Consider the following 25,489-nt stretch of genomic DNA (forward strand, 5'->3'; position numbering starts at 1 on the left):
GATCATGCTGCGCAATTACAGGACGTAGCCGGCGCGCACGACGGGAGGTGCCCCTTGACACCCAGGCACCCGCTTTCGATCGGCTGAGGCCGCGCAGGCCCCCTGATATGGTTCTCAGGCGCGCATGGCCAGTGGAAACTCCAGGTCAGACGGGCATCGGGACGTGGCGCAGCTTGGTAGCGCACTTGACTGGGGGTCAAGGGGTCGCAGGTTCAAATCCTGTCGTCCCGACCAACGCTTCACGCGTGGTCGAAGGCCGTATCCGCAGAGGGGAGAAGACGACCTTCAGCATTCTCCTGGGCAGGATGCCCGCAACGTGATCATCCTCCATCCGCGTCCGTGATCCTCGACATCTCCGTCGAAGACGACCCACCCCACGCCCCGAGCGGAACTCCACCGACCGGCCAGGGGCAAGAGGGCCATTCACGAGCAAGCCGGGCCCTGCCGTTGCCCTTGGACGAGGCGGTAGACCTCCCGGGCCACATACCGTTTCAGGCAGCGGATGATCTCCCGGCGGGGCTTCCCTTCCGCCACACGCCGCTCGTAGTACGCCTGGGTCCGCGGGTCCCAGCGCAGCCGCGTCAGCACGATGCGATGCAAGGCAGCATTGGCCTGCCGGTTGCCGCCACGGTTGAGCCGGCGATGGCGTCTACTGCCCGAGGAGTACTCAACCGGGCTTGCCCCGTACAGCGCGGCGAACGATGCTTCGCCGCGCATTCGTTGAGCGTTGTCCCCGATGGTGATCAAGAGAACGGCGGCGCTTCCGGGCCTACCTCTATGGCGTCAAGCAGTTCGGGGTAGTGCCGCTCTATCAATGCGGAGAGGCGCTGCTGCAGCCCCTGGGCCTGCACGAGAATTTGCTCGATGCGCTGGGCCAAGGTACACAGCGTGAACCGCGTGGCCTGCAGCACCGGATCTGCTGCTCCGTCGTCCTCGCTGAGCCGGGCGCAGGCGCGAATGAGCGCACGACGCTTCAGACTCATCAGCTCTTCCCGCAGTGCCGGGTCGGCGGTGACCAAGATCGTCTTCAGCTGGTTCGTGGCCTGGGTAGAGGCTTTGACGGCAGAGTCCCGGGCCGTCTTGTACATCCGGGCGATCTCTATCGGGCCGTTACCCGCCTTGCGGCAGGAACGCGCACGGCCGCTGAGCACGGCACGGGCGTCGGCCTCTGCATCGCGGCGATCGGACTTGCCATGCCGGCGACGCGCCGCACGGCCAGGTCCAGGAGCCTCGTACACGAGGATGCCCCGCGACAGCAGATACCGGGTCAGGGCCGCCCCGTAGCTCCCCGCCCCCTCCACTCCGGCCCGGCGGACAACACCTAGCTCACCTACCCATTGGACGAGTTGCCGATATCCGGCCGCCGTGGCCGGGAAACTCCGCGCAGCAAGAACCTGGCCTGCCGTGGAGACAGCGGCGGCCACATGAGCATCTCGGTGCGTGTCAATGCCAAGAACCACTTCCTCCGGGTCCATCGGGAGATCCGGCTGGGCAGCAGGAGCGCCTGTATGACCGATCACCATCACCGCCTTCGCTGCGACGTATGCGCGGTCACTGGCCCGGAGGAGCGGTCATCGGTGACAGAGTGCATATTCCTCACGCAACACGATCCTCCGGACACACACTCCGGGGCAGTGCCCTTACACACCGCCCCGCCCCGAGGAACGACAGGGGGATCGAAGGACACATCCGTTCAGAGAAGTCAGGAGTCAAATCCCGCGGCAGGGCAGTCCTGATGCCATTCTCCCCGCCGGACCCCGCACGTAGTCAGCTGTCCCACCACAAGTGCGGGCCAACGGAAGTCACCCCGTACCCAGGCGCCCGGAGTGCTGCGCCGGTGCGCAACGGTGCGCACACCCCTCGCAGCAGCCCCACGCTACGAGGCGATATCCAACCGGGTGACGTCCGGCGTGCCGAACAGACCGTCGAAGTGGCGCCTGGAGGGTGATGACGGCTGCGGCGTGGACGTCCTTGTGGGTGTCGACGCCGAGCAGGACTTCCTCGGCGGCACCGGCCGGGACGTGACGTGGGGCGGTGGGCTGCGTGATGCTGGGCAAGGTCGCCTGCCTCCTGATCGCCTCGGGCGCTGGTGGCCGTCGCCGGGCCGGGGCGGTCAAAACTGTGACGGTGCCTGTCGCGAAGGCCCCTATCGGGACGCGTCCCCTGCCCGGCGGCAGTGAGTACCGCTCCCGGCAGTGGCCGACAGATCAACGCCAAGGCAACAACGCCAGTCGAAACACGGGTCAAGCCACCGCCCGAAGCGGCACCTGATCATCCTCACAGTCGAAGCATGAACCGGTTCGGCCGGTGCTTTGCCGGACGTCCAACTCGGCCAATGTGTCGCGGAATTGGCGAGAGGTGTTTGGACAAGTTCAACCGGTCGGTGTGGAAGATCGCGTTGCCGGCCGTGTGTCCGCCGGCATGGGCCATTCGGATGGCGTCATCGACCAGCTGGGTGCGCATATGGTCGGCCATGGACCAGCCGACGGCCTCGCGCGTGCGCAGGTCGATCACCGTGGCGAGGTAAAGCCATCCCTCGGCGGTGGGCAGGCAGGTGATGTCACCGACAAGTTTCAGGCCCGGCATCGGCGCGGTGAAGTCCCGCTGGACGAGGTCGGGTGCGGGCGGTGCCGTACGGTCAGCCTTTGTCAGGGACCGTGATTTCCGGCGGGTTATTCCGGCGATCTGACGTTCCCGCATGACCCGGGCGACGCGTTTGCGATTCACGACCTGCCCCTGCTGGCGCAAGGTACGAGTGATCCGCAGAGCGCCGTAGGCGCCCCGGGACTCGGTGTGGATGCACCGGATCCGGCGGACAAGTTCCTCTTCCTGATCCGCCCTTTGCTGCCGTGCCTCCTTGTTCTTGTGCCAGGTGTAATAGCCGGAGCGGTCCCAGCCCAGGACGTCGCACATCCGCTTCACGCCATGGGCGTTCCGGTGCTCGTCGACGAAACGGAAGCGGATCACCGTGTCGTCTCCCGTGCGAAATAGGCGGCGGCCTTCCGGAGGATCTCGTTGTCCTCCTCCAGCCGGGCGTTCTCCCGCCGCAGGCGCCTGAGTTCCTCTTGCTCGCCCGAGGTCATGTCGGCATCAGCCTCGTCGGCACTCGTGTGGGCGCGACAGGCGGCGTCCTCTCGGACCCACTTCCGCAACGTTTCCAGATGGATGCCAAGACCCCGGGCGATGTCGGTAAGGGGGCGGTCTTCGAGGACCGCACAAGGTCCACTGCGTCCCGTTTGAACTCGTCCGGGAAATTCCTCCGTTTTGCCACCATGGATCACTTCCCCTGGATGACGAAACATCCAGCGTCCAGATGTCGGAATCTCGGGGGTCACTCCACGCCGGCCTCGCACCGCCGACGGCGACACACCCTCGTACGTCACTGCGGGAGTCGTCCCTACCGGCCCGCCGGTGTGCCAGTCCGCCTGTGGGCGGCTCGTCAGCTGTGGCTCTGCGCCATTGGAACGACCGCGCAGGCCCGTGAAGACTGTCGGAGCAGTGCCGTGGATCAATCGCACACGGATATTCGGGGGCTTGCGCCTGCGGTCAGCAGGCGCGGAGTGCGTTCAGGTTCCGCCCGGACTCCGTCATGTGGTCCCGACCTGCACCCGTGACATTCGACATCCGAACGGAACCCTCAATGACCAACACCGTCTCCACGAGACCCGCTTCGCACAAAACCACGCGTCACAGGTGGAGCTGGACCTGGGTCATGCTGTCCTCACTGGCGATAGCCGGTTACTTCGTCGGCCAGTACGGCGAAGGTACGCTCGCCGAACTCGCCCACAGCAATGTCGGACTGGCCACCACGTATGCGGATCGGGGCTGGCCGGTCCAGGTGGCCTTCTACGTCCACATCGTCAGTTCCGGGCTCGCGCTGGCACTTGGGCCCTGGCAGTTCTCCAAGCGCCTGCGCACCCGGCGCCCGCGCGTACACCGGTGGATCGGGCGGACCTACATGATCACGCTCGGCCTCGGGTCGGTGGCAGCGTTCATCATGTCGATGTTCAACTCGGTTGGCATCAGTGGGTTCTTCGGCTTTGCGGCTCTGGCGGTGCTCTGGGGATGGACAGCCCTGCGGGGCTACAAGGCCGCGCGTGCCCGACGATTCCGTGAGCACGAGGCATGGATGATCCGCAACTTCGCTCTCACCTACGCCGCTGTGACACTCCGGCTGTGGCTGGGCGTGCTGATATTCGTGCAGTTGCCGTTCTCCGACGGCCGCGAATTCACGGACATCTTCAATCAGGCATACGGCCCGCTTCCCTACCTGTGCTGGATACCCAACATCGTGGTGGCCGAGTTCATGGTGCGGCGCCGGAACCTCCCCTCCCTGCACATGACCACCTCCACGCCCGACCCCCGGCTCACCCTATGACCCACCTATCGCCGCTGTGAGCCATCCCACCACCGTGGTTGCACACGCCCGGCGGTGGCCCGCCCGCTGGACAACCTGTCCACCGGGAATCCGGGTCGCCGCCGGGCACACTCATGCGGGGGGGCGGGGGCGGCCAAACCCCGCCGTCCCGGGCCCCTCCCTGTCCGGCCGACACCAAGCTGGAAGACCCATCGGCCACCGAACTCGCTGAGACCGCGCCACTATCCCGTTTCGCCACCGGCCCCACGGCACCGTAGGTTTCAGCGGATGACGCCGCGCGGATGACGCGTCCCCGGGGCCCCGCGGGTTCCATGGTGCCCCGCACACGCCGCGGCTGCCCTGTCCTCTGCGCGCCCAGGCCGTCCACCCGCCGATGAGCGGCACTTTGGGGTGCCTGGATCACCGGCTCTCCTTGGAGTCCCGCGCTGCTGACGACGTCACGCCCGATCATCAGCACACGTGGGAGCGGATCGTGTGCTCCCCGCGGCGACGCCGCTCGTTCAGGCCCGTTGTGCGTCCGGTGCCCCACCCTCCGGTTCCAAACGGATGAGCGGGGCGCACGGGCCGGCGCCGGAGCAACGGAGCGAGCCGTCTGGCGCGCGACCGGTTCAGGACGGCACAACCGACCAGGAGACGTACCTGTTGAGGGGCCGTTCGTACGGCGGGGCTTCGAGCACACGACTACGGCCGTCGCCGCGACACCGCTACAGGGATGTCGCCACGACGGCCGTGTTCGTCCGCCTCACCAGACGTCTCGGGATGGTTGCGGGCCCCGCCATCCGATACGGCGGGCCCCACACGGTCACTCGTCCGGCAGCCAGTTGCCGTGGAACCCGAACGGGACACGACGGGGCAGGTGAATCGTGGCCACCGGCGGTGCCACAACGTCCTGAGCGTCCAGGATCACCAGGTCACTCTTGTCGGTGCTCGCGTCGTACACGAAGCTCAGGAGCCATCCCGGGCCACCAGGTGTGCCATCGGCCGCAGCGAACGACGCCTCGTTGGCAATCCGGCCCGCGGGGAGCTCGTGGCGCATCGCGTTACCCGTCTGCAGGTCGTAGCGGATCAGGTAGGAGTGGGAGAGCCCGGTGCCGATGTTCGGGGTGTCCGACACCGTGACGTGTCCGAAACGGGAGTCCAGACCGGCGAGGCGATCGTCCACACGCGGGAACTCGCAGGGCGTGTCGTCAAGCTGGGTTTCGACGACCTTGCCCGAGTTGAGGTCGAGTTCCCAACGCCACAGAGTGGCATGGGTCTCGCTGTAGACGGGGTATCGGGCTACGTACATGATGATCCGACCGCTGTCCGGCCCCTCGTCGTACGCGTTCATCGGGTGGAACACGTAGCACGGTTCGATGGGCAGCCAACGGACCGCGCCGAACGGGTCGTTGCGCCGCAGCACACCGAGCCGGGCCCCGTAGGTCGGGCGCCACTTGTACGGAAGGGCATCCCCGCGGCGAGCCGTCTCCTGGTCGAAAACGACCGGCAGGTCCATGAAGACGACGTAGTTGGTGGTCAGATGGAAGTCGTGCATCATCGTGTGCGCCGGCACGTCGATGGGGCGGCTGACCGTGAGGGCACCTGAGGCGTCCGCACGGTGGTAGGTCAGGAAGGGGGGCTTGAAGCCGCCGTACCCGAAGAAGTGAAGCTCACCGGTGATCGGGCAGACCTTGGGATGGGCGGTCATGGCGGTGTTCAGACGCCCACCGAAGTCGTAGGGCCCGATCGTGTCGAATTCTCGGCCGGGACGGAGGTCGAGTTCATATGGGAGGGACGACTCCACCAGGGCGAATGTGCGCCCGGCGTGCCGAACCACGTGGGTGTTGGCGGAGCCGGCAGTCAGGTCTTCGGTCCCGTCGTCACCGTAGGTCGTCCTACCGTCCGTGAACTTGGTGGTGCGGACCCAGCGGTTGCGGTACGAGGTCGCTCGGCCGCCTTCCAGACGGACACCGTGCACCATGCCGTCACCGAAGAACCAGTGGGCGGAATCGACGTCCTGGGGATTGGGACCGTTCCGCACGTACCAGCCGGTGAGCTCCGGGGGGATCGCCCCGGTGACCTCCAGGTCCTGGACGCTCATCTCATCCATCACCGGCGCGTAGTTCTTGGCGAGGTGCGGGACGGGTGGGTTGTTCATCATGTCAAACTCCTTGATTCATGGGCGCGTTCATTCGTGCCTGAACACGCTTCGGGTATTGCACTGTGATGATGGCCGGAATGATGAGCCCCGCGGCCTGGAAGAAGACCCTGAATCCGACGTTCAGATGAGCGACGACGACCAGGCCCAGGGTGAATGTGCTGATCGAGAAGGCGATGGCCCAGACCCTGGTCAGGATCAGGTTGACCCGGTTGAAGCCGGGGTCATTCCACATCTCGCGCGGCACGTCCCGCTTCGCGATGCCGGTGGTGAACGGGTGACCGACGATGATCGACCCCCACGCCGTGGCGGCCAGCCAGGCCATGGACACCGGGCCGTCCATGTGTGAGGCCGGACTGCTCGTGTCAGCGAAGGCCAGCATGGTCCAGAGCGCGAAGAACATCGTGTTGCTGTATTCCAGAACGAGAGCTTCGGCCTTGAACCCCCCCTTCACTCCCATGAGCAGGATCCAAGCACTGACGACGAGGGCACCCAGAGATGCCCACTGCCATCCAAAAGCGGACATCCCACCAAAAGCCACCCAGGGAAGAAATCCCTTAGCGAATTGCATTTCATTCCTTATTTGTTCAAGAGAGCCGATGACGTTTCTGCTCCGGCGAACGGAGATCTGCTGCCGAGGTGGGCGATCCTGACCCACCGCCGTTCCGCATCTCCTGAACGAAGTCGGCCAGCTGTTCATCGTGGGCTTCGAATGTCACATCACCTTTGTTGCACGGTGCGGCACGGCCGATCCCGCCACCGAAGCGCGTAACCGCTGGGTTCATCCGGACTGCGGTCCCGGGATGAGGAGACCACTCGCCGCCACGGCCGCCCGGGGTTCCCGGCGACCGTCACCGTTTCCGGCCGAACATGAAAGTTCAATGCCACCCGTGGCGGAAATCAGAATACGATCCCGAAAGCAGCGAGTGCCGAAAGAACAGCGGACTCCCCGAGTGGCGATACCGTTTGCCGAAACTGATCTGACGCCGGAACAACAATAGACCGATCGACGGAAGAGTCGCGCCACCCTTGGGCCTTTCGGCCTCTCTTATATGCCCTTTGGTGCATCCATGCACATGTTCTCCAATTCTTCTCCGCGCTATGGGCCGGAGAAAGGGATACGACCCCCGCCCGCCCTTCTCGCGCATGGGTGTCCGCAGCGGTCCAAGCGGTCGTATGAGGCGTCGAGAGCACCGCCTCGGGGGTGGGCCGGAGCGCGGAGATTCGGCGCGGTGATCGTGACGTGAGGCGGCCTGAAGGCGATGGGGCGTTCCAGGTGGTGGCGCGCGTAGCGGGTGGTCGCGATCCGATCCCCGGAACCCGCCCTGGAGAAGAAACGGTTGATGTGGGTCTTCACGGTGTTCGCGCTCAACTACCGCTCGCCGACGAGGAATCGAAGGCTGCGAGTCCAGCCGCAGCGCTGTGCGGCACGCGCGCGATACGCAACTGGTCGGCGTCCTGAGGGCTGTCCCGTAATCCTTGGTGGATCAGCGCCCACCAGGGATTACGGAGCAGCCGGCCCTGAGGCCAGACAGGCGCGCGCACCGGCAGGCAGCGTCCGAAGAACCGAAGCGTCATCGGCATACGTAGTACGCACCACCACCAGCGCATCCGGATGCTCCGCAACCCGCCGCCTCGTGGCCTCGACCCCGTCCGTCACCGGCATGTCAGATCCAGCAAGATCGCATCCGGCCCATGCTCGGCGACCATGGCGTTTTCCTCGGGTCAGGGGTGCCGTGAATGTCCGTCAACGAGACCTCACGCGCCGCGTGGTGAGGGTGCCGGCCTCACCATCGCCGTCCTCATCGCCAGTCGTTGTACCTGCGTGCCCGGCGCTGCTGCCTGCGGCTGCGAAGAGAGTCCAGTCCGTCGCCCTGTGGGTAACGGGTGTACGGCGGCGGCTGGTCGGCGCCGTACACCCGCCCGGGAGGCTGATTGTCCAGCGGCGGAGGGGTGAATCGCTGCGCCATCTGATCCGGGAACGTCCGACCGTCCCGCTCCGGGGCGAACTCCATGCCGGAGGACAGCAGGCGTGGGACGAGAACGGCGGCCTGGCCGAGCCGGTTGATACCAAGTGCCAGGAAGATGGTCGCCGAGGACGCCGCCACCTTCGCGTCGAGTGTGTGCGCGATGGCTGTTAGGCCCAGGCGCGTGACCACCAGCAGCGCCCACAACCACAGCCCGGCGGCAGGCATGCGGGCCCACGTCACACCGCCCCGCGGTTCCAGCCGGGTCATCGCACCCTGCCCTGCTCCGATGCCCGCGGCAAGCAATCCGCCGGCGACGAGGCACGTGACGTCGGTGGAGGTCGGATGCTCATGCCTCAGCAGAGCGAGGCCGATCACCGTCAGGACGACCGGCAGCACCATCAGTCGCCGGCCCGTGAGCGCTTCTCCCCGCAACTGACGTGCGATGACGGCTACGACGATGACTATCGCCACCAGGATCACGATGTAGCTCATACTTCTTCCTGTCCGTGGGTTGGAATTGGTGTCACCGAGGGCGGACCGGACCCCGAGGAGCGGGCTGACCAGTGGCGGGCGTCCACGGCCAACCGGAAGGGCGATTCGGCCGGTGTGCTCGGATGCGACGCCGCGCCGGCACCGGCAGCCTCACTTCGGGCGGTGACTCCTGGTGCCGGGCGTGGTGCCATCGGGGCCCGCGTAGGCCGCCCGCTCACACCCGATGTCGCCCGTTCCACTGCCTGGAGGTCGTCGCCACCCTCGCGGGACTGCTGCTCGGCTTGCCGACGGCGGGACAGACGACGGTGTACGACAGGCCGCACACCGGCCGGCCCGTCAGCCGGGCCGAGTGGGCCTACGCGTTCCTGTGGATCGTCGCGGTGGGGGCCCGTGCTGCGTTCTCCTACGGCTCCGTCCACTGGTTCCACGATGAGCTGGAACGGTGCATGGTCGACAACTGCGTGGCCGCAGCCGGCATCGCCGACTCTCTGCTGCTGATGGCTGTGGCCATGACACTCACCCGCACCGTCAGTCTCCCGGGCCGCGTCTCCGCTGTCCGCCACCGCGCTTTCGGACACCCTGTGGCGTGCCGGGGTACCAGCCTGTCTCCCGAGCAACGACGGTCGGCCGCAGCGGCGTTCCACATGTCTGGCCGACGGAACGTCATCCTCGGCGAAGACCGCCTTCGAACTGATTCGAGCCAGCCCGACGCCCGCATCAGAGAGCGCCAGATCGCATCGCGTAAGCGATGGCGTGGGCACGGTTGCGCAACCCCAGGCGGTCCATCATTCCCGCCAGGACGTTCTTGATGGTGCGGTCCGAGTAATTCAAGGCGTCCGCCACCTCCGCGGTGTCGAGGCCCTCGGCGAGCAGTTTCAGGACCACCACCTCGCGTTCCTTCAGCCGAGCCATGCAGAGGCCTTGCGACTCCTGAGGCCCGTCCCGGAGGGTTCTGATCTGATCCATCAACGACCGTACGAGCACGTCGGGCGGCTCGGCCCGTCTCTTCCGGCTGTCCAGCACGGCCTGAAGCACGCTCTCCATGCCGGCCTGCGAGCGCGGCACGAAGCCCACCAGTCCGTACCGCACAGCCCGCAGCATCCTGGCCTCGCTGATGCCGTCAGCACTGAGCACGATCCACGTCCGCGACCTCGATGGCGCGGCCGACAACCGCCGCATCGACATGAGTGTTTCGTCTGTGACCTGAGTGGCGAACATCGCGACCACTTCGGCCTCTGAGGGACGACCGGACGCGACAAGTCTCACCTGGCCGCACGCTTGGAAGTACGCCTGGGCCCCTTCACAAGTGATCGGGTCGCTGGCAAGCACCGCCAAGGGCATTCCAGCCATGGTGTCCCCCCTACGTGGCGCTGCGCATTCCCTCAAGCCTCCGCCACGCACTACACCCTGGATCACGTTCAAACTCCTTGGCCGCTTCATCCATGCCGACGGATTCGACTGCCACGGGACCGGGCAGCACCTGCATCACATCCATAGCCGGAAGCCTACATGTAAGTTTCGACAGGTGAAGTATGGCACTTCTCGAGACATCTTCGGGACCCGTGGCGCGGCACCACGACCGGCGGTCCCCGACGGGCGGAACGGGCGGCGGACTGCCCCGACGCAACCTTGAGCACCTCTCGACCAGAGTCCACGCACTCGCGGCCCCCGCCTCCCGGCATGGCAGGCATCGATCACCCCCGAACCGGCTCCCGGTGCCGTTCCACAGCCGCGAAGACGCCGACCGCCGAACTCCTGACACCCCGATTGGGAGAATCTCCGCAACTTCATCACGAAACACGCTACGAAATTGACATGTCGAGACCGACAAGTGCAAAGTCCCTTCGAGCGACGGCCAGAACGACCCCGAGCGACCACGCTTCGGGCCGTACGCCGCGCTTTCCCTGCACCGAGGCAAGGCCCTCATGGGCTGAGCACGGAGAAGAACGAGGAGCCCTGCCAGTGAGACCTCTGCACGGAATCGACGTCGAGCGGGTACGAGCGTTCGCCGACGCCGTCTTCGCCATTGCCATCACGCTCCTCGCGCTGGAAATAAGCGTCCCGGAGGACCTGCCTTCCGCCGAACTGGGGCATGCCCTCAAGGAAACACTCCCGTCCGTCGCCGGCTACCTGCTGAGTTTCGCCGTCGTCGGGGCGCTGTGGATCTCCCATCACCGCCTGTTCCGGGCAGCGGAACAGTTGGACGGCCCGCTGATGTACCTCGACCTGGCGCTGATGGCCCTCGTCGCCGCACTGCCGTTTCCCACGAAGCTCATCACCAGGTACCACAGCAACCCGTTCGCAACCTCGCTGTACGCCGGCACGATCGCCTTGTCCGCTCTGCTCATCACGGTGATGGCGCTGTGGCTCCGCAGGCACCCGGCATTGCGCAGCCCCGAGGCCCCGCACGAACTGATCACCAAGCCGCTCCACAGCGCGGTGGGTGTCACAGTCATCTTCGGAAGTTCACTGCCGGTGGCCCTGATCTCGCCCGACGCGGCGGAGTACTGGTGGGTCGGGCTGGCCATCCCCGTCCGACTCTGTCTCGCATGGCGCCACAGCAGGACGGCCAAGCACGCGGCGGCGATGCCGCCCTTCCGCCCCAACGGCTGACTACTGGCGCGACTGGGCCCGGCCGGCCACAGCCGTGACCTCCACGGGCCCATTCCGCCGACGTCCGACCAGGAAGAGGATGCCGAGGGACGCAGACGGAGGTCACACGACAGCCCCCGAAGCCGCCGAAAACCCCTCCGGACGCCGGGGTGACAAGGGCTGGGCGGACTTTCGTCGTGCTCGTGCAACGAGCGTCGCGGCAGGTCGCACTTCGCGACGCATCAGATCACACCGGCTCGCATCGCGTACACGATGGCCTGGGTCCGATTGCGCAGGCCGAGGCGGAACAGAAGCCCGGCCAGGATGTTCTTGATGGTGCGCTGCGAGTAGTTCAGCTGCCGTGCGACTGTCGCGGTGTCCATCCCCTCGGCCAGAAGCCTGAGAACCTCGATCTCCCGGTCCTTGAAACCGGCTATGTTCAGGCCGCACGGTTCCAGAATGTCCTCCTGCAATCTCCTCACCTGGTCGATCAAGGACTTGACGAGTACGTCCGGGAACTGGACCCCTCCCTCCCGACTCCTCAGTACGGCCCGGAGAACCTGGTCCATACACCCCTGCGAGCGAGGCACGAAGCCGACGAGGCCGAATCGGACGGCACGTATCAGCTCCACCTCACTGATGTGGTCCGCGACCAGCACGAACTTCATCACCGGCTTCGCCGCCTGTTCCACAAGGTGACGCATGGCCGCCAAGGTGTCCTCGGCCACCTGATGGGCGAAGAGAACAGTGACATCGGCATCAGCCACTACACCGGGCGGGAGCAGTCTCACCAAGCCGCTCGCACGGAACCAGGAACACACTCCGTCGCGCGTGACCGGGTCACTGGCAACGACAGTCAGCGCTGGTGGCGGCACGGCTTCTCCCCTTGTCCGGTTCCATGCCGTTCCACGGGACCGTGCTTGCGATCCCGTCCGCTCCGGAAGCGCCGGCATGGCTGCTCACTGCCTGAACGGTATGCGGCATCAGAGCCAGGCATCATGTCGCCGACGCACAGAAGTCAGGCCAGTCGGTGTCAAGTCCCCACCGACCAGACCCCATAGAGGGCGTGAAGGCATGCCTCCACGGAACGACAAGCCGGGTCGGCCCACGGTGTCCCGGCCCCATGGAGACAAAGCACCTGGACCAGGCTCTACCGGCTCAGACCCTCGCACGCCAGCCCGGCTTTGCATCAGGGACGACTGAATTGACTCATCCAGAGGAATATTAATATTCTATTTTCAACATGTCGGCTCAATAGTATTGGATATGAGGTGTCGACGGTGGGCGCGTGCGCTGACGCAGAGTTGCTCAAGGAAGCATGCGGACCGAAGGTGGCGCCCGGTACGCGGGACTTCGGGATCACCTGGATCGATCGGCTCTGCAACGAGATCACCAGCGAGATCACCAAGGACGTGTTTCCTACCCGACAGGGCAGCGTGCCGTTCCACAACGGGCTCAGGCGTTTCGTCCGGACGAACGTGCTGTCGGTCGCGAAGGCCCACAACGTCGCGTCCCCTCCCATGGAGGATGTCACGAGCCAGGTCCGCGACTTCGGCGTATGGGTCGCCGAGCAGGGGTTTTCCGTGGTCTGCATACGGCAGGCCTACTGGACCGGCACGCGCGAACTCATCGACCGGTGGGGCAGGATGGGCTGGCCCGGGCTTGCACCGGACCCTGCCGCCAACGGCGGGCGCATCGCGGTGTCGGGCGAGATGGTCTCGCGGGTGGCATTCTGCGCCTTCGACTTTGCCGAGCGCGCCATGCGCGAGTCGGTGCTCGCCCACCAGGAGGCCACGGCTGGCCTCCCCCTCGGTGGGGATCTACGCCGACGTGACGTGATCACCACGATCCTCGCCACCGACGACGGGCGCGTGAACCCGGCCTGGGACGCCACGCTCGGCTACCGGTTGGGCGGCACCCACATCGGCCTGCTCATCAATGCGACCGACCGCGCACACGCCGAGAAGGTCCTTCAGCGCGCGAAGACCGCCACCTCGGCACGCGAGCACCTGTTGCTGCCGCCGTTCGCGACCCACTGGACCGCCTGGCTGGGATACCGGAAAGCAGTCTCGGTGGGCGTCTTGGACACCCTACGCCGGACGCTGCTGGGGTCGGATACGCAGACGGCGATGGGCAGGCCCCGACCGGGGGTCGCGGGATTTCGCGCGAGCCATCGTGAAGCCGTGCGAGCCGAGGACATCCGCGAGAAGTTCAATGACGCACCCCGCTGTCTGTCCTTCCACGACCTCTCGCTGGAGGACCTGTTGTTGCACGATCCGCCTTCCGCCGCCGTGTTCGTCCGGGACGAGCTGGGCCCACTCGCGGACCGTACCAATCGAGCGGCTCGCATGCGGGAGACCCTCTCCGTCTGGTTGTCCTGCGGCACGCACACGGCGACGGCGGCCAGACTCAGCATCCACGAGAACACCGTCCGGCTGCGGCTGAACACGGTCACCGAAATGCTGGGTGCCGGGTACCTCGAACGGAAGGCGGAACTGCTCGTCGCCCTCCGCCTCTGCGATGTGTTGACCGCTCCACGACCGTGACCTGCGCGCCACGCCGAATACCGACGCGTCCCTCTGTGCAGCAGGCTGCCCCGACCGGCCAGCCACTCCGCCTTGCAGCGGTGCCTGCGAGGTGTCAGCTCCCGCGTGCTGCGCCCTTCGCATGCAAGGAAAGCCGGTGCCCGAAGCCAGGAGGCATCTCCCTTGGACGGGCGCCACCGGGTCCGGAGTGCGCGGTCCCTGACGACGGCCGTGCTGGGCTTCGTCAGCCGACTCCGGCAGTCGGGCAGGTACCGGAAGGTGTCTGGTGCTCGTTGTCCTGGCAGCATGTGATCGACATGCTCTCGGGGCTTGGCCGACTCCTCCGACCGACAGCCCGGGCCCCCGCAGGTGTCACAGCCGCCGCAGGGCGGCCCTCCGAGAGCTGCCGGCCTGTCCCTCATCGCTGCCGCGAGGGAATCACGCGAGGGTTCGGTCGCCGTCGCCGCCAGGCATACCAGCGAGGAATCCCAGCACCTTTGACGATTGCCAGCAGCGCGGGCACGCGCATGCGTTCACCCAAGGGTGCCTCCTTTCCCGGGGCGTGCGTCCTTCCCTCTCACAGCCTCGGCAACGTTCTCGTGTCGAGCGGACACTGACAGCGCGCCACCGCAGATCGTTGCCTCGCTGTCGGTGCGGGTCCTCCTTGCGGAGTGTCCTGTCGCCAGGAAGATCCGCCCACTCGGGCTTTCCGAGTGTGCCCTGTGCGAGAGCTGGGCGAGATCATCAGGCCGAACGAGCCGTGCGGCGCCGGTTCAGGTGATCGAGGGCCCACAGCGCCCAGTCGTACATAGCCTGGTACTGCCGCAGGCCAAACTCAGCCGCCAACTGCCCCAGCACCTCACGGCCGTCGGGCGGCTCGGCCTCCCGCCTGGATCGGTGTTCCCGAAGTGCGGAGACATTCTGTTCGGCATACTCGATGACGCCGCGCAGCGCGGTGGCCGCCTCCTCCGGCTCCAGCGCCTCCAGGAGGAACATGCGCAAAACCTGCTCGTTGCGTACGACTCCCTGTCCCCAGGGCGCCTGTAGCCACGCTCGCAGTTCCTCGCGCCCCTTGGCTGTCACCTCGTATGTCTTTCGCCGGCGAGGGCCTTCTTGAGCGACTTCGACAAGGCCGCGTTCAGCCATGCGAACGAGCTCCGGATACACACTCGGGTGTGCAGCCTGCCAGGCCCACCGCCCGATGTCCCCCTCGAACTCCTTCGTCAGCTCGTACCCGCTGGCGGGCTCCACCGCCAGCAGCCCCAGTAGTGCCTGTGTGAGTGACATGTCATTACTTTACATGTCACTCTCGAAGTCTCCACGGCCGCCTCGTCGCAGAGGTCGGGATCCCACCGAAGGCTGAGGCTTCGCGAAACAGGCATGGCGCCGGGCGCGGACCATGTCTACCAGGCGCTCAGACCGCAAAGTCCCGCCCGGAGAAACCGGCAGCCACACCTGCGGCCGGGACGGACGAAGGGCTCAGCTCCTCGACAGGCAATCACTGACATGTCAATAGCTGTAGAACATCACGAACGCCCGTACCGGACCGGTGCGCGGCACAGGAAGTCCCCAGACCGGCGGCCACACCCGTCCCGTGCCCGGCCGGCCTCGGGACCCCACCCCACAGCGGCCTCATGCACCGTGTCGGCCGAGTTTTCCGTACCCGATGCGCGCCCAGCGCTGCGTACGCACGACGCGCCGTCACGTCGATCAGGCCGCCGGAGTCCGGGACCGGCGCTCGCACTCACTGGAGCCGTCCGCCGTTCCGGCCGGGCCGCCGACCTGCGCGACGGCCCGGAGCGCCCAGCCCTCCTCCATGGCGCGCAACCGCAGCCCGTACTCCAGGGCAAGCCGACCACCGGCACTGAACGGGGCGCCGTCGTCCCAGTCGATCGACGCTTCGATGTCGACAAGTGCCGCACGCTGCTTGGCGGCGATCTCGGCTTGCCGAGCGAGGCGTTGGACGACCTGTTCCCGTGGGAGCAGCCCGAAGAAGACCTTCAGGAGCATCTCGTGGCGTGTTTCGGGAATCCCGTCTGCTCGTCGAACTCGCCATCGATGGCGGTGTCCTGCCGAACGCCACCGCCAGCCTCGACCCGGGGCGGGCCAAGTGGGCGCTTATCGCGTTACTATACTGGCAACATGTAGACTGCGACATACGCTAGAGGTGTGACCCTCAGATATGCAGTGATGGGCCTGCTCATGGACCATCCCGGCAGTGGTTACGACCTGATGAAGCGCTTCCGGCGCTCGCTCGGCAACGTCCGGGTCGCTTCACAGGGCCAGGTCTACGGCGAGCTGAATCGCCTTGCCGATGCCGGGGTGATTGAGGCCACTTCGGAAGGTCCCCGCGGTCGCCAGGAGTACGCCCTCACCTCGCCGGGCGAGGCGGACCTGCTGAGATGGCTCGCCCGTACGGAAGGCAGAAAGCCGCAAGCACGGTTCTTCCACCGCCCGCCCGCCCCGGTCGGCGGTCAGGGTCACACCACGCCGACAACCAGCAGGCGCCTTCCAAGTCACTGCCGTTGAGGCCGGCCCGGTCGAGCGAGACCCCGATCACGGATAGCACCCCCTCGCACTCCCACGCGCGCAACCTTCCCACACAAGTAAGTATTGACATGTAGAAGTCGACATGTGCAGGATCAGGGCGACGACGGAGCGGCGCATGCCTGCCAACCGCCGCATGGGGCACGGGGATACGGGCCAGGAGCCTTCCCATCGCCACCCACCCCCGAACAACTCACGTGCACAAGAGAACACACACCGCAGAAGGAGAAACCCATGGCGATGCCCCGGGGCCTGACACGGCCCACGCTGACAGGCAAACCACGCAAGGCGGCCGTCGCGGCCCTGCTGACGGCCCTCGCCGTCCTGGGCCCCATGGGCATGCAGCCGGCAGCCGCGACCGAGGGCGACTGGCAGCTCTTCGGCGACCCCCACGCGCGAACGCCCGACACGCCCGCCGGGGCCGACACCGCCTCCGTGATGCGGGGCGAGGACAACAGGATCTGGTGGTCGCCGGGCGGGGCCAACCCCGCGCGGCCCATTCCCGGCGATTGGCGGACGAGCGACGCACCCGCCGCAGTCATACACGACAGCCGGCTGTTCGTCTTCATCCGCGGCAACGACCACCGCCTGTACTACGCCCAACTGACCGACACAGGCCGGAATCTGTGGACCAGTTGGACTGCAGTTCCGCAGTCAAACGCCCTCGGCACTCCCTCGGTAGTCAGCACCGGCGACCAGTTGTCGGTGTTCTACACGAACAGCAACCACCAAATCGTGTGGAGCCTGTACCACTCGTCGGCACCGACGGGCTGGGAATTCCTCAACCGTGCCGTGCCGGGGAATGCGACGACCGACTCCTCTCCGGCGGCCGTGGCCTACTCTCCGGGCCAGGAGAACCTCGCCGTCTTCCACCGTGGCACCGACAACCACATCTACCGGCAGAACTACTACGGGGCCAGCGAGCTGTGGGACAACCGCTGGACGCGCGTCGGCGGCGCCATCACCCACTCGCAGCCCGCTGCCGCCGTCAGCGGAACCCTGTCCGACACCATCGTGCTCGCGGTGCGGGGTGACGACAACTATCCCTGGGTGACGACGATCGAGGCCGGCCGGACCACATACGACTGGCACCCGCTCCACGGCGCGCAGCTCACCCCCCACGCGCCCTCCCTGTGGCCATCGCTCGCCCGGACCTACATCTACCTTGCCATCTCGGCCGCCACGCAGATCGGCCATGACATCCCGCTGTACAAGCGAGTGAACTAGGGCGCGTATCGAGTTCCTCCGGTTGGCGGTGTAGTCCCTCTACTCCGAGATGACTGCCTTGCTTCCGCGTTTGCGCAGATGGGCCCGGTTACCGGGGGACGATTAGGCATCGTCCCCGGCGACCGCGTCCGGCCAGGTGCGGGGCGGCCGACGGGCCCGCGGACCCGTACCTTCTTGAGCACGGGGGATGAATTGCGGTCCGTCCGCGGTCTGTCGCACAGTCAGGACGGACACCAACGGGCGACGCTTCCGGTCGGCGGCCGAGTGCGCCTTGCTGGTCTGCCCGCCCCTGGAGCGTCCGAGGAGGGCAGCCTTCAGCCGAAGTTCGCGTCGACGCCGGATGTGTCGTCACTCTTTCCGCCGGACGGTTCGCGGAACGCCTATACAGAAGACCCTGACCAGGGGCTCCGTTTCCGTCGGCCGGTGTTCCGTTGCGGGATCCCCTTACGGAACACCTCGGCAGGTCGATTGTCGGCGCTGTCATTGAGCGGGCAGTCGCCATGCCCCCCACGCACGAACGGTAAGCAGCAGCCAGCTCGCCTCTCACCTCTGAATGGATTTGGGTAGCCCCGACCAGGCAGGCTCAACCGGGGATTGGTGGAGGATTGAGCTTTAAGGTCACTCAAGAGCCCTCAGTTCATCTGCTGCGTTGCGCGGCGAGGTAAGCGCCCTTACTCACTGTGGGCCGCAATCGACTTCGACCGCGCCCTCATCACCGTTTCGACGAGAGCCCCGTCAGTGCACCGTCTCAACCATTTAGGACTTCAAGCCTCCGGCCCGCGCGGCCGGACCTCAACCATTGCCAAGCCTGGAGCATCACTCATGACCTCCGTTCTGTTCGTCGTCACCGGCGCCACCCACTGGACCCTGGCCGACGGCACCGCGCACCCCACCGGCTTCTGGGCCGAGGAACTCGCCGAGCCGCACCGGATCTTCAGCGAGGCGGGCTACCTGATCACCGTCGCCACCCCCGGCGGTGTCGCTGCCCCGGTCGACCAGGGCAGCCTGAGCTCCACCGTCAACGGCGGCCAGCCCCGGGCCGACCGCCTCGCCACCTACCTGGAGAGCATCGGCGAGGTGCTGACACATCCGGCCGTGCTGGCGGAGGTCGACCCGGACGACTACGACCTGGTGTTCTACCCGGGCGGCCACGGCCCGATGGAGGACCTGGCGGTGGACGAGGACTCCGGCCGGATCCTCACCCGCACCCTGGAGTCGGGTCGGCCGGTGGGCGTGGTCTGTCACGCACTCGCCTCGCTGCTCACCGCCCGCCACGAGGACGGCACTTGGCTGTTCGCCGGCTACCGGATGACCGCCTTCAGCAACGCCGAGGAGACCGCGGTCGGCCTCGCCGAGAAGGCCCGCTGGCTGCTCCAGGACCGCCTGGTCGAGCTCGGCGCCGACTTCGTGGCAGGCGCGCCGTTCACCCCGCACACCGTCGTCGACCGCAACCTCTACACCGGCCAGAACCCCGGCTCCTCTGCCGAGCTGGCCCGGCTGCTGGTCCGGGCCGCCGCCACAGACCCGGCTGACGTGGTGGCGCGGCTGCGCGGCGCCTTCGACACCGGGCGGACCAGGCCGCCGGCCTGGCGACTGGCCCAGCTGGGCGCCCTGCGTACGCTGCTCACCGAGCAGTCCACGGAGTTCATGGCCGCGCTCCACGCCGACCTGGGCAAGGGCGATACCCAGGCGTACGGCGAGGTCAGCTTCCTGCTGAACGAGGTGGACCACACGGTGGCGCACCTGGAGGAGTGGCTGGCCCCGCGCCCCGCCGCCGTCCCGGCCGCCTTCCAGCCCGCCGAGGCCCGGGTGGTCCGCGACCCGCTCGGCGTGGTGCTGCTCATCGCGCCGTGGAACTACCCGCTGCACCTCGCCCTGGCCCCGATGGTAGGCGCCCTGGCGGCCGGCAACACCGTGCTGCTCAAGCCCAGCGAGATGGCCCCGGCGACCTCGGCAGCACTGGCCCGGCTGCTGCCGCGCTACCTCGACCGGGAGGCCGTCGCTGTGGTCGAGGGCGCCGTGCCGGAGACCACGGCGCTGCTGGAACAGCGATTCGACCACATCTTCTACACCGGCAACGGCGCCGTCGGACGGATCGTCATGGCGGCCGCCGCCAAGCACCTCACCCCGGTCACCCTCGAACTCGGCGGCAAGAGCCCCGCGGTGGTCGAGCCGGGCGCCGACCTTGCGGTCACCTCGGAGCGGATCGCCCGCGGCAAGTTCCAGAACGCCGGCCAGACCTGTGTGGCCCCCGACTACATCCTCGCGATCGGCGACACAGCCGCCGCGCTGGAAACGGAACTGACCGCCGCCGTCCAGACGTTGTACGGCCCGGACCCGGCGGCCAGCTCCGAGTACGGCCAGGTCATCAACGAGCGCCACCACGACCGGCTCACCGCGCTGATAAGCGACGGCCGCCTGGTCACCGGCGGCGCGCACGACCGGGCCACGCGCTACATCGAGCCGACCGTCCTCGCCGACGTCCCCCCCGAGGCACCGGTGATGCGGGAGGAGATCTTCGGGCCGGTTCTGCCGATCATCTCCGTGCCCGACCTCGACGCAGCGATCGCCTTCATCAACGAGCGGGACAAGCCGCTCGCGCTGTACGCCTTCACCACCTCAGAGCAGACCAAGCAGCGGCTGACTCGGGAGACTTCCTCCGGCGGCCTCGTTTTCGGCCTGACCATCTCCCACCTGTCCGTCCCCGAGCTGCCGTTCGGCGGCGTGGGTGAGAGCGGCATCGGCCGCTACCACGGTGAGTACTCCGTCGAAACGTTCAGCCACCTCAAGGCGGTACTGGACAAGCCGCTGACCAGCACTAAATAGACCACCACCCGCGGCGGCAGCCGATTACGCCGCCCCCCCCGCCCGCACTGGGCAACCACCCGGTCCACCGACTCCGGCGGAAACGTACGCGTCAACAGCCCGACCGTGATCCGGTCCCACAACCGCTCATCCGTCGCCGGCTCGGCCTGCCCAGGGCGTGGCGCCCAAGCGCCTCCTGGACGCCCCGCTGCCAGCCGAGCTCCTGCTGTCACTGGTATTGAGGCCAAGTGGCCGGCTCCGGAAGTACTTCGAGGATTGACTCTAAGTCAGCTCCCGAACAACGGACAGGGGGCACCCATGCCGCATGAGTCCGTGCGGGTTCAACTCAGCAGCAGGCTTCGCAGATACCCTTGAGCCAGTCACGGATTACGCCTCTCCACTCCGGTGTGAACGCAGCTTCCGATTCGGCTTCACAGCGGTCGACTGCGATGCGGGTTTCCAGGCGTGCCCGCCCGGATTCGGTGACATGAATCTGGTGACCGCGCCGATCGGTCGGATTCGGGCGCCGCTCGATCACGCCCTCCAGTTCGAGACTACCGAGCATCTCATTGGCGGCTCGCCGAGAGCTTGCTACTTCCCGGACGACGTCCGAGGCCGACAGCCCAGGCTGTGCCTCGCCAATAGCAGGGTGGCGTACTGCGGGGTCGACAGCTCAAATGCCTTGAGTTCTGCGGCAACTGCAGACCGCATGTTCAGCCAGACCTTGCGGACCATGAAGGTCAGCGACCCGACCGCATCCTGAATGGGGATCCGACGCCCAGCCTTCGTCAGGGATCGTCAAGAGCCTGACGAGTACGCCATGACCCAATCGTCAGGTTCTTGACGATCGAATCGAAAGTTCCCATGACGACGCCTCCGACGTTGCCGAAGTCCAGGCAGCAGTTGATCCTCGCCGTACTCCTGTTGTCCTCGCTGCTGATCTGGCTGGACAACACCATCCTCACCACCGCCTTCGAGACCCTCGCCGATCCGGTCCGCGGACTGGGCGCCAGCCCCGCCCAGTTGCAGTGGGCCACCGGCTCGTACACCTTGGTCTTCGCCACCTTGATGTTCACCTCTGGCGCCCTGGGCGATCGCTTCGGACACCGGAACGTGCTCGTCACCGGGATGGCGGTCTTCGCCGGCGCCTCGGTGTGGGCGGCGTACGCGGGCGACGCGGACCAACTGATTGCCGCTCGGGCCGCGATGGGCGTGGGGAGCGCGCTGATCATGCCCGCGCAGATGGCCATCCTCATGTGGACCTTCAGCGGTCCCGCCCGGGCGACCGCGATCGGCATCTCCTCGGCGTCCGCCGGTGTCGGAGTCGCCGCGGGGCCGCTGCTGGCCGGCGTCCTCCTCGGCCACTTCTGGTGGGGCTCGATCTTCCTGGTCAACATCCCGATCGCGGTGCTGTCGCTGATCGGAATCGCCACGCTGGTCCCGAACTTCCACAGCCCCACCCCGCGTCCGCTGGACCCGGCCGGGCTGCTGCTGTCGATCAGCGGGCTCGCCTTCCTGGCCTACGGGCTGATCCACGCGGGGCAGGTGGTCTCCTGGAACTCGGTGTCGATCTGGGGCACGATCGCCGTCGGAGTGGTCCTGCTGGCCGGCTTCGTGCTCGCCGAACTGCGCCACCGGCAGCCCAGCTTCGACCCCCGGCTGCTCGCCCAGCGCATGTTCGGCCTCGCCAACGCGGCGCTCGGGCTACTGCTGTTTGCCATGACCGCCGCCAGCTTCTACAGCGCCTTCTACCTGCAGGGCGCACGCGACTTCTCGCCGCTGCAAGCGGGCCTGGCGTTCGCCCCGAGCGCGCTCGGGACGATTGCCGGGGCGCCGCTCGGCGTCCGGCTGGCCCGCCGCTGGACGCTCCGCGTGGTCACCGCGACGGCGCTGACCACGGCGGGGCTGGCAATGGGCTGCAACATGCTCTTCAGGCTGCACACCCCGCTGATCTTCAACGAGATCGCCTACAGTATCCAGGGCCTGTCGATCGGCATGGTGATCGGCCCGGTGACGGGGGGACTCATGAGCGCCCTGCCGTTGGAACGGGCCGGCGCCGGGTCGGCCGTCATCAACACCGCGCGACAGGCTGGCAGCCTGCTCGGAATCGCGATAGGTGGCACGATCATGTCGATCGCTTACCGGCACGCGATCGAAGGCTCCCTGCATGAGTACGCCGGCCCGGTGCAGGATCAGGCGCGGGTATCCGCGGAACAGGCCCGGCGCACTGCCACGGCGATCCACCAGCCCGCCTTGGCGCACGCCGCCGATGACGCGTTCATCCACGCCATGCACGTCAGCGCGTTCTGGACCATGCTGATCGCACTCTCCGGAGCGGTCCTGCTGGCGACCGCCTTGCGTCCTACCAGAAAGCCCACCGCGGTGCCCCCGGAGTGTGGAAGATTGCCGGACATGGCCGCCGGTGGGCAGTAGGGAGCCCTCATGGCGGTCGCTACCGGCATGATAGAAGGCGAAACCGCATCTGCTGAGGGTCCGTCGTAACGCAGACGCGTCAGCTCTACCACCTCTCGGCTGGCCAGTTCTCCTCCACATGGGCGACGCCCCTACGGTGGCGGATGTCCAGCCATCCGGGAGCAGCGGGACAGGGCATTGCGCAGCGCGGGATCCCAGGCCGCCGACCAGCCGGAGATGACCAGATTGTAGTCGGCGAAGATGCGGCCCAGGATCTCGTCGACCGCCGGATCGTACGGGCTGAGTCCTTCCGGGGTGTTGAGCATGCCGGTGGGGTGGAGGTCCAGGCCGGGTAATTGGCGTTTACACAGGTCACGCAAGGCGTGTTGACGGGTTCTCGACGTGGGTTAACGGAACACGTTGGTCCAGGCAGTCATCCAGGACAGCTTGTCCCGCAAGGGGCTCCGTTGCTTGTTCATTGTGTCTCGCCGTCGCCGCTGACGGCCGTCACCCGTGCGGTGACTGAGGCCGCGGGCCGGTTCGCTCCCGGACATCTGGGAGAACCGACGCCGATCATGCCGTTGGAGCAAAACGGCGAGCGTCGAGGATGCCGCCCAGGCGTTCGGCTTGTCGAGGTGGAAAAGCTGCGACCTTGTCCGCCGTGACGAATTCCCATGCCGCGCGCTCTGTCGATGGGCTGCAGCGCCCGCGTCGTCACGTCTCGCTCCTCCGCGTACTCGAGCGCGGCAAGCCAGAGTACAACAGAGCCCCGATCGTCATGCCCCACTGCACAACGACGCCCCATCGGAGCCGGCGGGGCGTCGCCCATCAGGTCTACGCCTACGCGGGACACCCGCCGGAGCATGCCGACAGAGGTCCTCACGTGTCACGAGCGATCACAGACGCCCCTATAACGGGGGGTCGGTCGAGACCGTCCTGACCAGGTTGAAGACCTCGCGGGCGGCATATCGCTTGAGGCATCGGATGATCTCACGCCGAGTCTTGCCCTCCCGGGTGCGGCGTTCGTAGTACGCCTGGGTGCGCGGGTCGTGGCGCAGCCGGGTGAACACGATGCGGTGCAGAGCGGCATTCGCCTGCCGGTCGCCACCATGGTTGAGCCGCCGCGAGCTCCGACCACCCGAGGAGTACTCGATGGGGCTCACTCCGCACAGCGCGGCGAAAGACGCCTCAGTGCTCAGCCGCTCGGGATTGTCGCCCATGGTGATCAGGAGCGTGGCAGCGGAGTCCGGGCCGATACCCACCGGCGCGAGCAGCTGCGGGGCATGGCGCTCAACGAGCCCGGTCAATCGCTGATTCAGCTCATCGATCTGCCCGGTGAGCTGCTCGATGCGCTGAGCCAGCATGCTCAGCGTCATGAGAGTGGCCTCAGCTACAGGGTCCTCATCGCTCTCGCCGGCCTCGCCCTCGCGCGGGCTGAGGCGTGCGCAGGTGCGGAACAGTTCGCGGTTGCCCAAGCCGGACAGCCGTTCCCGCAGGGCTGGGTCGGCTACGACCAGGACGGCCTTGAGCTGGTTGATCGCCTGAGTGCGGGCCTTGACCGCAGAATCCTTGGCGATTTTGAACATCCGGGCGCTCTGCACCGGGCCGTCGCCGGTCTTGGCGCGGGCCCTGGCGCGACCGCTGAGCACGGCCCGCGCGGCGGCCTGTGCGTCGAGCGGGTCCGACTTCCCGAGCAGTCGACGAGCCGAGCGGTCGGGCCGGTTCACCTCGAACACCACGACCTGCTGTGCCAGCAGGTAGCGGGACAATCCCGCGCCGAAGGTACCGGTGCCCTCCACCCCGACCCGCCGCACCGTCCCTAACTTGCGAGCCCAGGCGAGCAGCCGACGGTAGCCGACCGCCGTGGCCGGAAAGGACTTGATGCCCAGGATCTGACCCAGTGGGCCGACCACCGCGGCGACATGAACCTCGCCGTGCGTGTCCACACCCAGGACAACCTCGCCCCGAGCGGGCGGGCCCGTGCTGGTGGAAGAGGTGCTGCGCTGTCTGGTCGTCATGCTGGTCCGCCTCCCGCGTGGTGATGTGCTGGGTGGCTGGCACCTGCCGGGTCGGGCGGTCTGAACCGTGATGGCGCCTGAAAGACAGCAAGGCCCCTATGGGGACACGCCCTGTGGCTCGGTGACAGCAAGCACCATCCGCAACGGCAGTCGACATGCCTGTGACAAGACACTTCGGTCAAAAAAGTCATGAGTCAGCCCCCCCCGAACGGTGCTACGCAACCGTCCCACTGCCCCCGGCACAACCGCATGCCCCGACCGCTCCCGGGAGACTTCGTCCGAACCGGCACCGAACCTGCTCTGGACGGGATAACGATGAGTTGACTCCTCGTCCGCCCGTGATTGGCATTGACGGACTGCCCAGTGGCTCGCCCTACCGGCTGACC

Annotated in this window: 20 protein-coding genes, 1 tRNA gene and 2 pseudogenes; 8 read left to right on the forward strand and 15 right to left on the reverse strand. The window is 67.0% G+C overall.

Going from position 1 to position 25,489, the window contains the following annotated elements:
- Positions 1-157 precede the first annotated feature (157 nt).
- Positions 158-234 (forward strand) — tRNA-Pro (locus OG522_RS08010).
- Positions 235-423: 189 nt separating this feature from the next.
- On the opposite strand, the gene OG522_RS08015 is transcribed toward OG522_RS08010, so the two are convergent.
- The 4 genes and pseudogenes from OG522_RS08015 to OG522_RS41220 form a co-directional block, all read right to left on the reverse strand.
- On the reverse strand, positions 424-717 hold the full coding sequence (locus tag OG522_RS08015) for a transposase (RefSeq protein WP_329462244.1): 294 nt from the start codon (positions 715-717) through the stop codon (positions 424-426).
- A gap of 26 nt (positions 718-743) precedes the next feature.
- Positions 744-1,475 carry an IS110 family transposase gene (locus OG522_RS08020; protein ID WP_329462245.1) on the reverse strand — a complete coding sequence of 244 codons (732 nt, stop codon included), beginning with the start codon at positions 1,473-1,475 and terminating at the stop codon, positions 744-746.
- A gap of 802 nt (positions 1,476-2,277) precedes the next feature.
- A pseudogene (locus OG522_RS08025) lies at positions 2,278-2,979 on the reverse strand (IS3 family transposase); the annotation flags it as partial.
- Positions 2,964-3,302, reverse strand: coding sequence for a transposase (locus tag OG522_RS41220; protein WP_443074821.1), 339 nt, complete (start codon positions 3,300-3,302; stop codon positions 2,964-2,966). The gene OG522_RS41220 and the pseudogene OG522_RS08025, both read right to left, overlap by 16 nt.
- Before the next feature lie 410 nt (positions 3,303-3,712).
- Between OG522_RS41220 and OG522_RS08030 the strand changes: the two genes are divergently transcribed.
- The gene (locus tag OG522_RS08030) at positions 3,713-4,378 is read left to right on the forward strand and encodes a DUF2306 domain-containing protein (RefSeq protein WP_329462246.1); all 666 of its coding nucleotides are present in this window, start codon (positions 3,713-3,715) and stop codon (positions 4,376-4,378) included.
- Positions 4,379-5,180: 802 nt separating this feature from the next.
- Here OG522_RS08030 and OG522_RS08035 read toward each other — a convergent pair.
- From OG522_RS08035 to OG522_RS08055, 4 genes are all read right to left on the reverse strand, one after another.
- A complete protein-coding gene (locus OG522_RS08035) occupies positions 5,181-6,518 on the reverse strand; it encodes a carotenoid oxygenase family protein (RefSeq protein ID WP_329462247.1) in 1,338 nt (445 codons plus the stop codon).
- 1 nt (position 6,519) lies between these two features.
- Positions 6,520-7,086 carry a hypothetical protein gene (locus tag OG522_RS08040; RefSeq protein ID WP_329462248.1) on the reverse strand — a complete coding sequence of 189 codons (567 nt, stop codon included), beginning with the start codon at positions 7,084-7,086 and terminating at the stop codon, positions 6,520-6,522.
- Positions 7,087-8,317: 1,231 nt separating this feature from the next.
- Entirely contained in the window at positions 8,318-8,977 is a 660-nt protein-coding gene (locus tag OG522_RS08050; protein ID WP_329462249.1) for a hypothetical protein, read from the reverse strand.
- Positions 8,978-9,694: 717 nt separating this feature from the next.
- Positions 9,695-10,318, reverse strand: a complete 624-nt coding sequence (locus OG522_RS08055) for a response regulator transcription factor (RefSeq protein WP_329462250.1) — start codon at positions 10,316-10,318, stop codon at positions 9,695-9,697.
- Between the two features lie 621 nt (positions 10,319-10,939).
- Between OG522_RS08055 and OG522_RS08060 the strand changes: the two genes are divergently transcribed.
- Complete coding sequence (locus OG522_RS08060; protein ID WP_329462251.1) at positions 10,940-11,590, forward strand: TMEM175 family protein; 651 nt, start codon at positions 10,940-10,942, stop codon at positions 11,588-11,590.
- Between the two features lie 221 nt (positions 11,591-11,811).
- On the opposite strand, the gene OG522_RS08065 is transcribed toward OG522_RS08060, so the two are convergent.
- Complete coding sequence (locus OG522_RS08065; RefSeq protein WP_329462252.1) at positions 11,812-12,444, reverse strand: helix-turn-helix transcriptional regulator; 633 nt, start codon at positions 12,442-12,444, stop codon at positions 11,812-11,814.
- A gap of 405 nt (positions 12,445-12,849) precedes the next feature.
- On the opposite strand from OG522_RS08065, the gene OG522_RS08070 reads away from it, so the two are divergent.
- Positions 12,850-14,115: a PucR family transcriptional regulator gene (locus tag OG522_RS08070; RefSeq protein ID WP_329462253.1), complete on the forward strand. Its 1,266-nt coding sequence runs from the start codon at positions 12,850-12,852 to the stop codon at positions 14,113-14,115.
- 723 nt (positions 14,116-14,838) lie between these two features.
- Here OG522_RS08070 and OG522_RS08075 read toward each other — a convergent pair.
- Both OG522_RS08075 and OG522_RS08080 read right to left on the reverse strand, forming a co-directional pair.
- A complete protein-coding gene (locus OG522_RS08075) occupies positions 14,839-15,381 on the reverse strand; it encodes a PadR family transcriptional regulator (protein WP_329462254.1) in 543 nt (180 codons plus the stop codon).
- A gap of 423 nt (positions 15,382-15,804) precedes the next feature.
- A complete protein-coding gene (locus OG522_RS08080; protein WP_329462255.1) occupies positions 15,805-16,104 on the reverse strand; it encodes a hypothetical protein in 300 nt (99 codons plus the stop codon).
- 159 nt (positions 16,105-16,263) lie between these two features.
- Here OG522_RS08080 and OG522_RS08085 point away from each other — a divergent pair, with 159 nt between their 5' ends.
- Together OG522_RS08085 and OG522_RS08090 are read left to right on the forward strand one after the other, a co-directional pair.
- A complete protein-coding gene (locus OG522_RS08085; protein ID WP_329462256.1) occupies positions 16,264-16,623 on the forward strand; it encodes a PadR family transcriptional regulator in 360 nt (119 codons plus the stop codon).
- A 252-nt stretch (positions 16,624-16,875) separates the two neighbouring features.
- The gene (locus OG522_RS08090; protein WP_329462257.1) at positions 16,876-17,868 is read left to right on the forward strand and encodes a hypothetical protein; all 993 of its coding nucleotides are present in this window, start codon (positions 16,876-16,878) and stop codon (positions 17,866-17,868) included.
- 42 nt (positions 17,869-17,910) lie between these two features.
- Here OG522_RS08090 and OG522_RS08095 read toward each other — a convergent pair.
- A pseudogene (locus tag OG522_RS08095) lies at positions 17,911-18,216 on the reverse strand (IS5/IS1182 family transposase); the annotation flags it as partial.
- A 474-nt stretch (positions 18,217-18,690) separates the two neighbouring features.
- Here OG522_RS08095 and OG522_RS08100 point away from each other — a divergent pair.
- Positions 18,691-20,694, forward strand: a complete 2,004-nt coding sequence (locus OG522_RS08100; protein WP_329462258.1) for an aldehyde dehydrogenase family protein — start codon at positions 18,691-18,693, stop codon at positions 20,692-20,694.
- Here the strand turns inward: OG522_RS08100 and OG522_RS08105 are convergent.
- Complete coding sequence (locus tag OG522_RS08105; RefSeq protein WP_443074672.1) at positions 20,616-20,906, reverse strand: transposase domain-containing protein; 291 nt, start codon at positions 20,904-20,906, stop codon at positions 20,616-20,618. The genes OG522_RS08100 and OG522_RS08105 overlap by 79 nt on opposite strands.
- A gap of 631 nt (positions 20,907-21,537) precedes the next feature.
- Between OG522_RS08105 and OG522_RS08110 the strand changes: the two genes are divergently transcribed.
- Positions 21,538-23,106 (forward strand): MFS transporter, encoded by a 1,569-nt coding sequence (locus OG522_RS08110; RefSeq protein WP_329462259.1) that lies wholly within the window; start codon positions 21,538-21,540, stop codon positions 23,104-23,106.
- 131 nt (positions 23,107-23,237) lie between these two features.
- On the opposite strand, the gene OG522_RS08115 is transcribed toward OG522_RS08110, so the two are convergent.
- Both OG522_RS08115 and OG522_RS08120 read right to left on the reverse strand, forming a co-directional pair.
- Complete coding sequence (locus OG522_RS08115) at positions 23,238-23,411, reverse strand: hypothetical protein (protein ID WP_329462260.1); 174 nt, start codon at positions 23,409-23,411, stop codon at positions 23,238-23,240.
- 582 nt (positions 23,412-23,993) lie between these two features.
- Positions 23,994-25,103, reverse strand: coding sequence for an IS110 family transposase (locus tag OG522_RS08120; protein WP_329462261.1), 1,110 nt, complete (start codon positions 25,101-25,103; stop codon positions 23,994-23,996).
- Between the last annotated feature and the right edge of the window lie 386 nt (positions 25,104-25,489).

This window comes from Streptomyces sp. NBC_01431, assembly GCF_036231355.1.
GTDB lineage: Bacteria > Actinomycetota > Actinomycetes > Streptomycetales > Streptomycetaceae > Streptomyces.

Excerpts from the sequence above, each read along its gene's own strand:
- OG522_RS08015 (WP_329462244.1), bottom strand. The coding sequence starts at position 717 with ATGCGCGGCGAAGCATCGTTCGCCGCGCTGTACGGGGCAAGCCCGGTT.
- OG522_RS08035 (WP_329462247.1), bottom strand. The coding sequence starts at position 6,518 with ATGATGAACAACCCACCCGTCCCGCACCTCGCCAAGAACTACGCGCCG.
- OG522_RS08050 (WP_329462249.1), bottom strand. The coding sequence starts at position 8,977 with ATGAGCTACATCGTGATCCTGGTGGCGATAGTCATCGTCGTAGCCGTC.
- OG522_RS08020 (WP_329462245.1), bottom strand. The coding sequence starts at position 1,475 with ATGGACCCGGAGGAAGTGGTTCTTGGCATTGACACGCACCGAGATGCT.
- OG522_RS08100 (WP_329462258.1), top strand. The coding sequence starts at position 18,691 with ATGACCTCCGTTCTGTTCGTCGTCACCGGCGCCACCCACTGGACCCTG.
- OG522_RS08075 (WP_329462254.1), bottom strand. The coding sequence starts at position 15,381 with ATGTCACTCACACAGGCACTACTGGGGCTGCTGGCGGTGGAGCCCGCC.
- OG522_RS08030 (WP_329462246.1), top strand. The coding sequence starts at position 3,713 with ATGCTGTCCTCACTGGCGATAGCCGGTTACTTCGTCGGCCAGTACGGC.
- OG522_RS08040 (WP_329462248.1), bottom strand. The coding sequence starts at position 7,086 with ATGCAATTCGCTAAGGGATTTCTTCCCTGGGTGGCTTTTGGTGGGATG.
- OG522_RS08080 (WP_329462255.1), bottom strand. The coding sequence starts at position 16,104 with ATGCTCCTGAAGGTCTTCTTCGGGCTGCTCCCACGGGAACAGGTCGTC.
- OG522_RS08115 (WP_329462260.1), bottom strand. The coding sequence starts at position 23,411 with ATGCTCAACACCCCGGAAGGACTCAGCCCGTACGATCCGGCGGTCGAC.
- OG522_RS08120 (WP_329462261.1), bottom strand. The coding sequence starts at position 25,103 with ATGACGACCAGACAGCGCAGCACCTCTTCCACCAGCACGGGCCCGCCC.
- OG522_RS08055 (WP_329462250.1), bottom strand. The coding sequence starts at position 10,318 with ATGCCCTTGGCGGTGCTTGCCAGCGACCCGATCACTTGTGAAGGGGCC.
- OG522_RS08110 (WP_329462259.1), top strand. The coding sequence starts at position 21,538 with ATGACGACGCCTCCGACGTTGCCGAAGTCCAGGCAGCAGTTGATCCTC.
- OG522_RS41220 (WP_443074821.1), bottom strand. The coding sequence starts at position 3,302 with ATGTTTCGTCATCCAGGGGAAGTGATCCATGGTGGCAAAACGGAGGAA.
- OG522_RS08090 (WP_329462257.1), top strand. The coding sequence starts at position 16,876 with ATGGCGATGCCCCGGGGCCTGACACGGCCCACGCTGACAGGCAAACCA.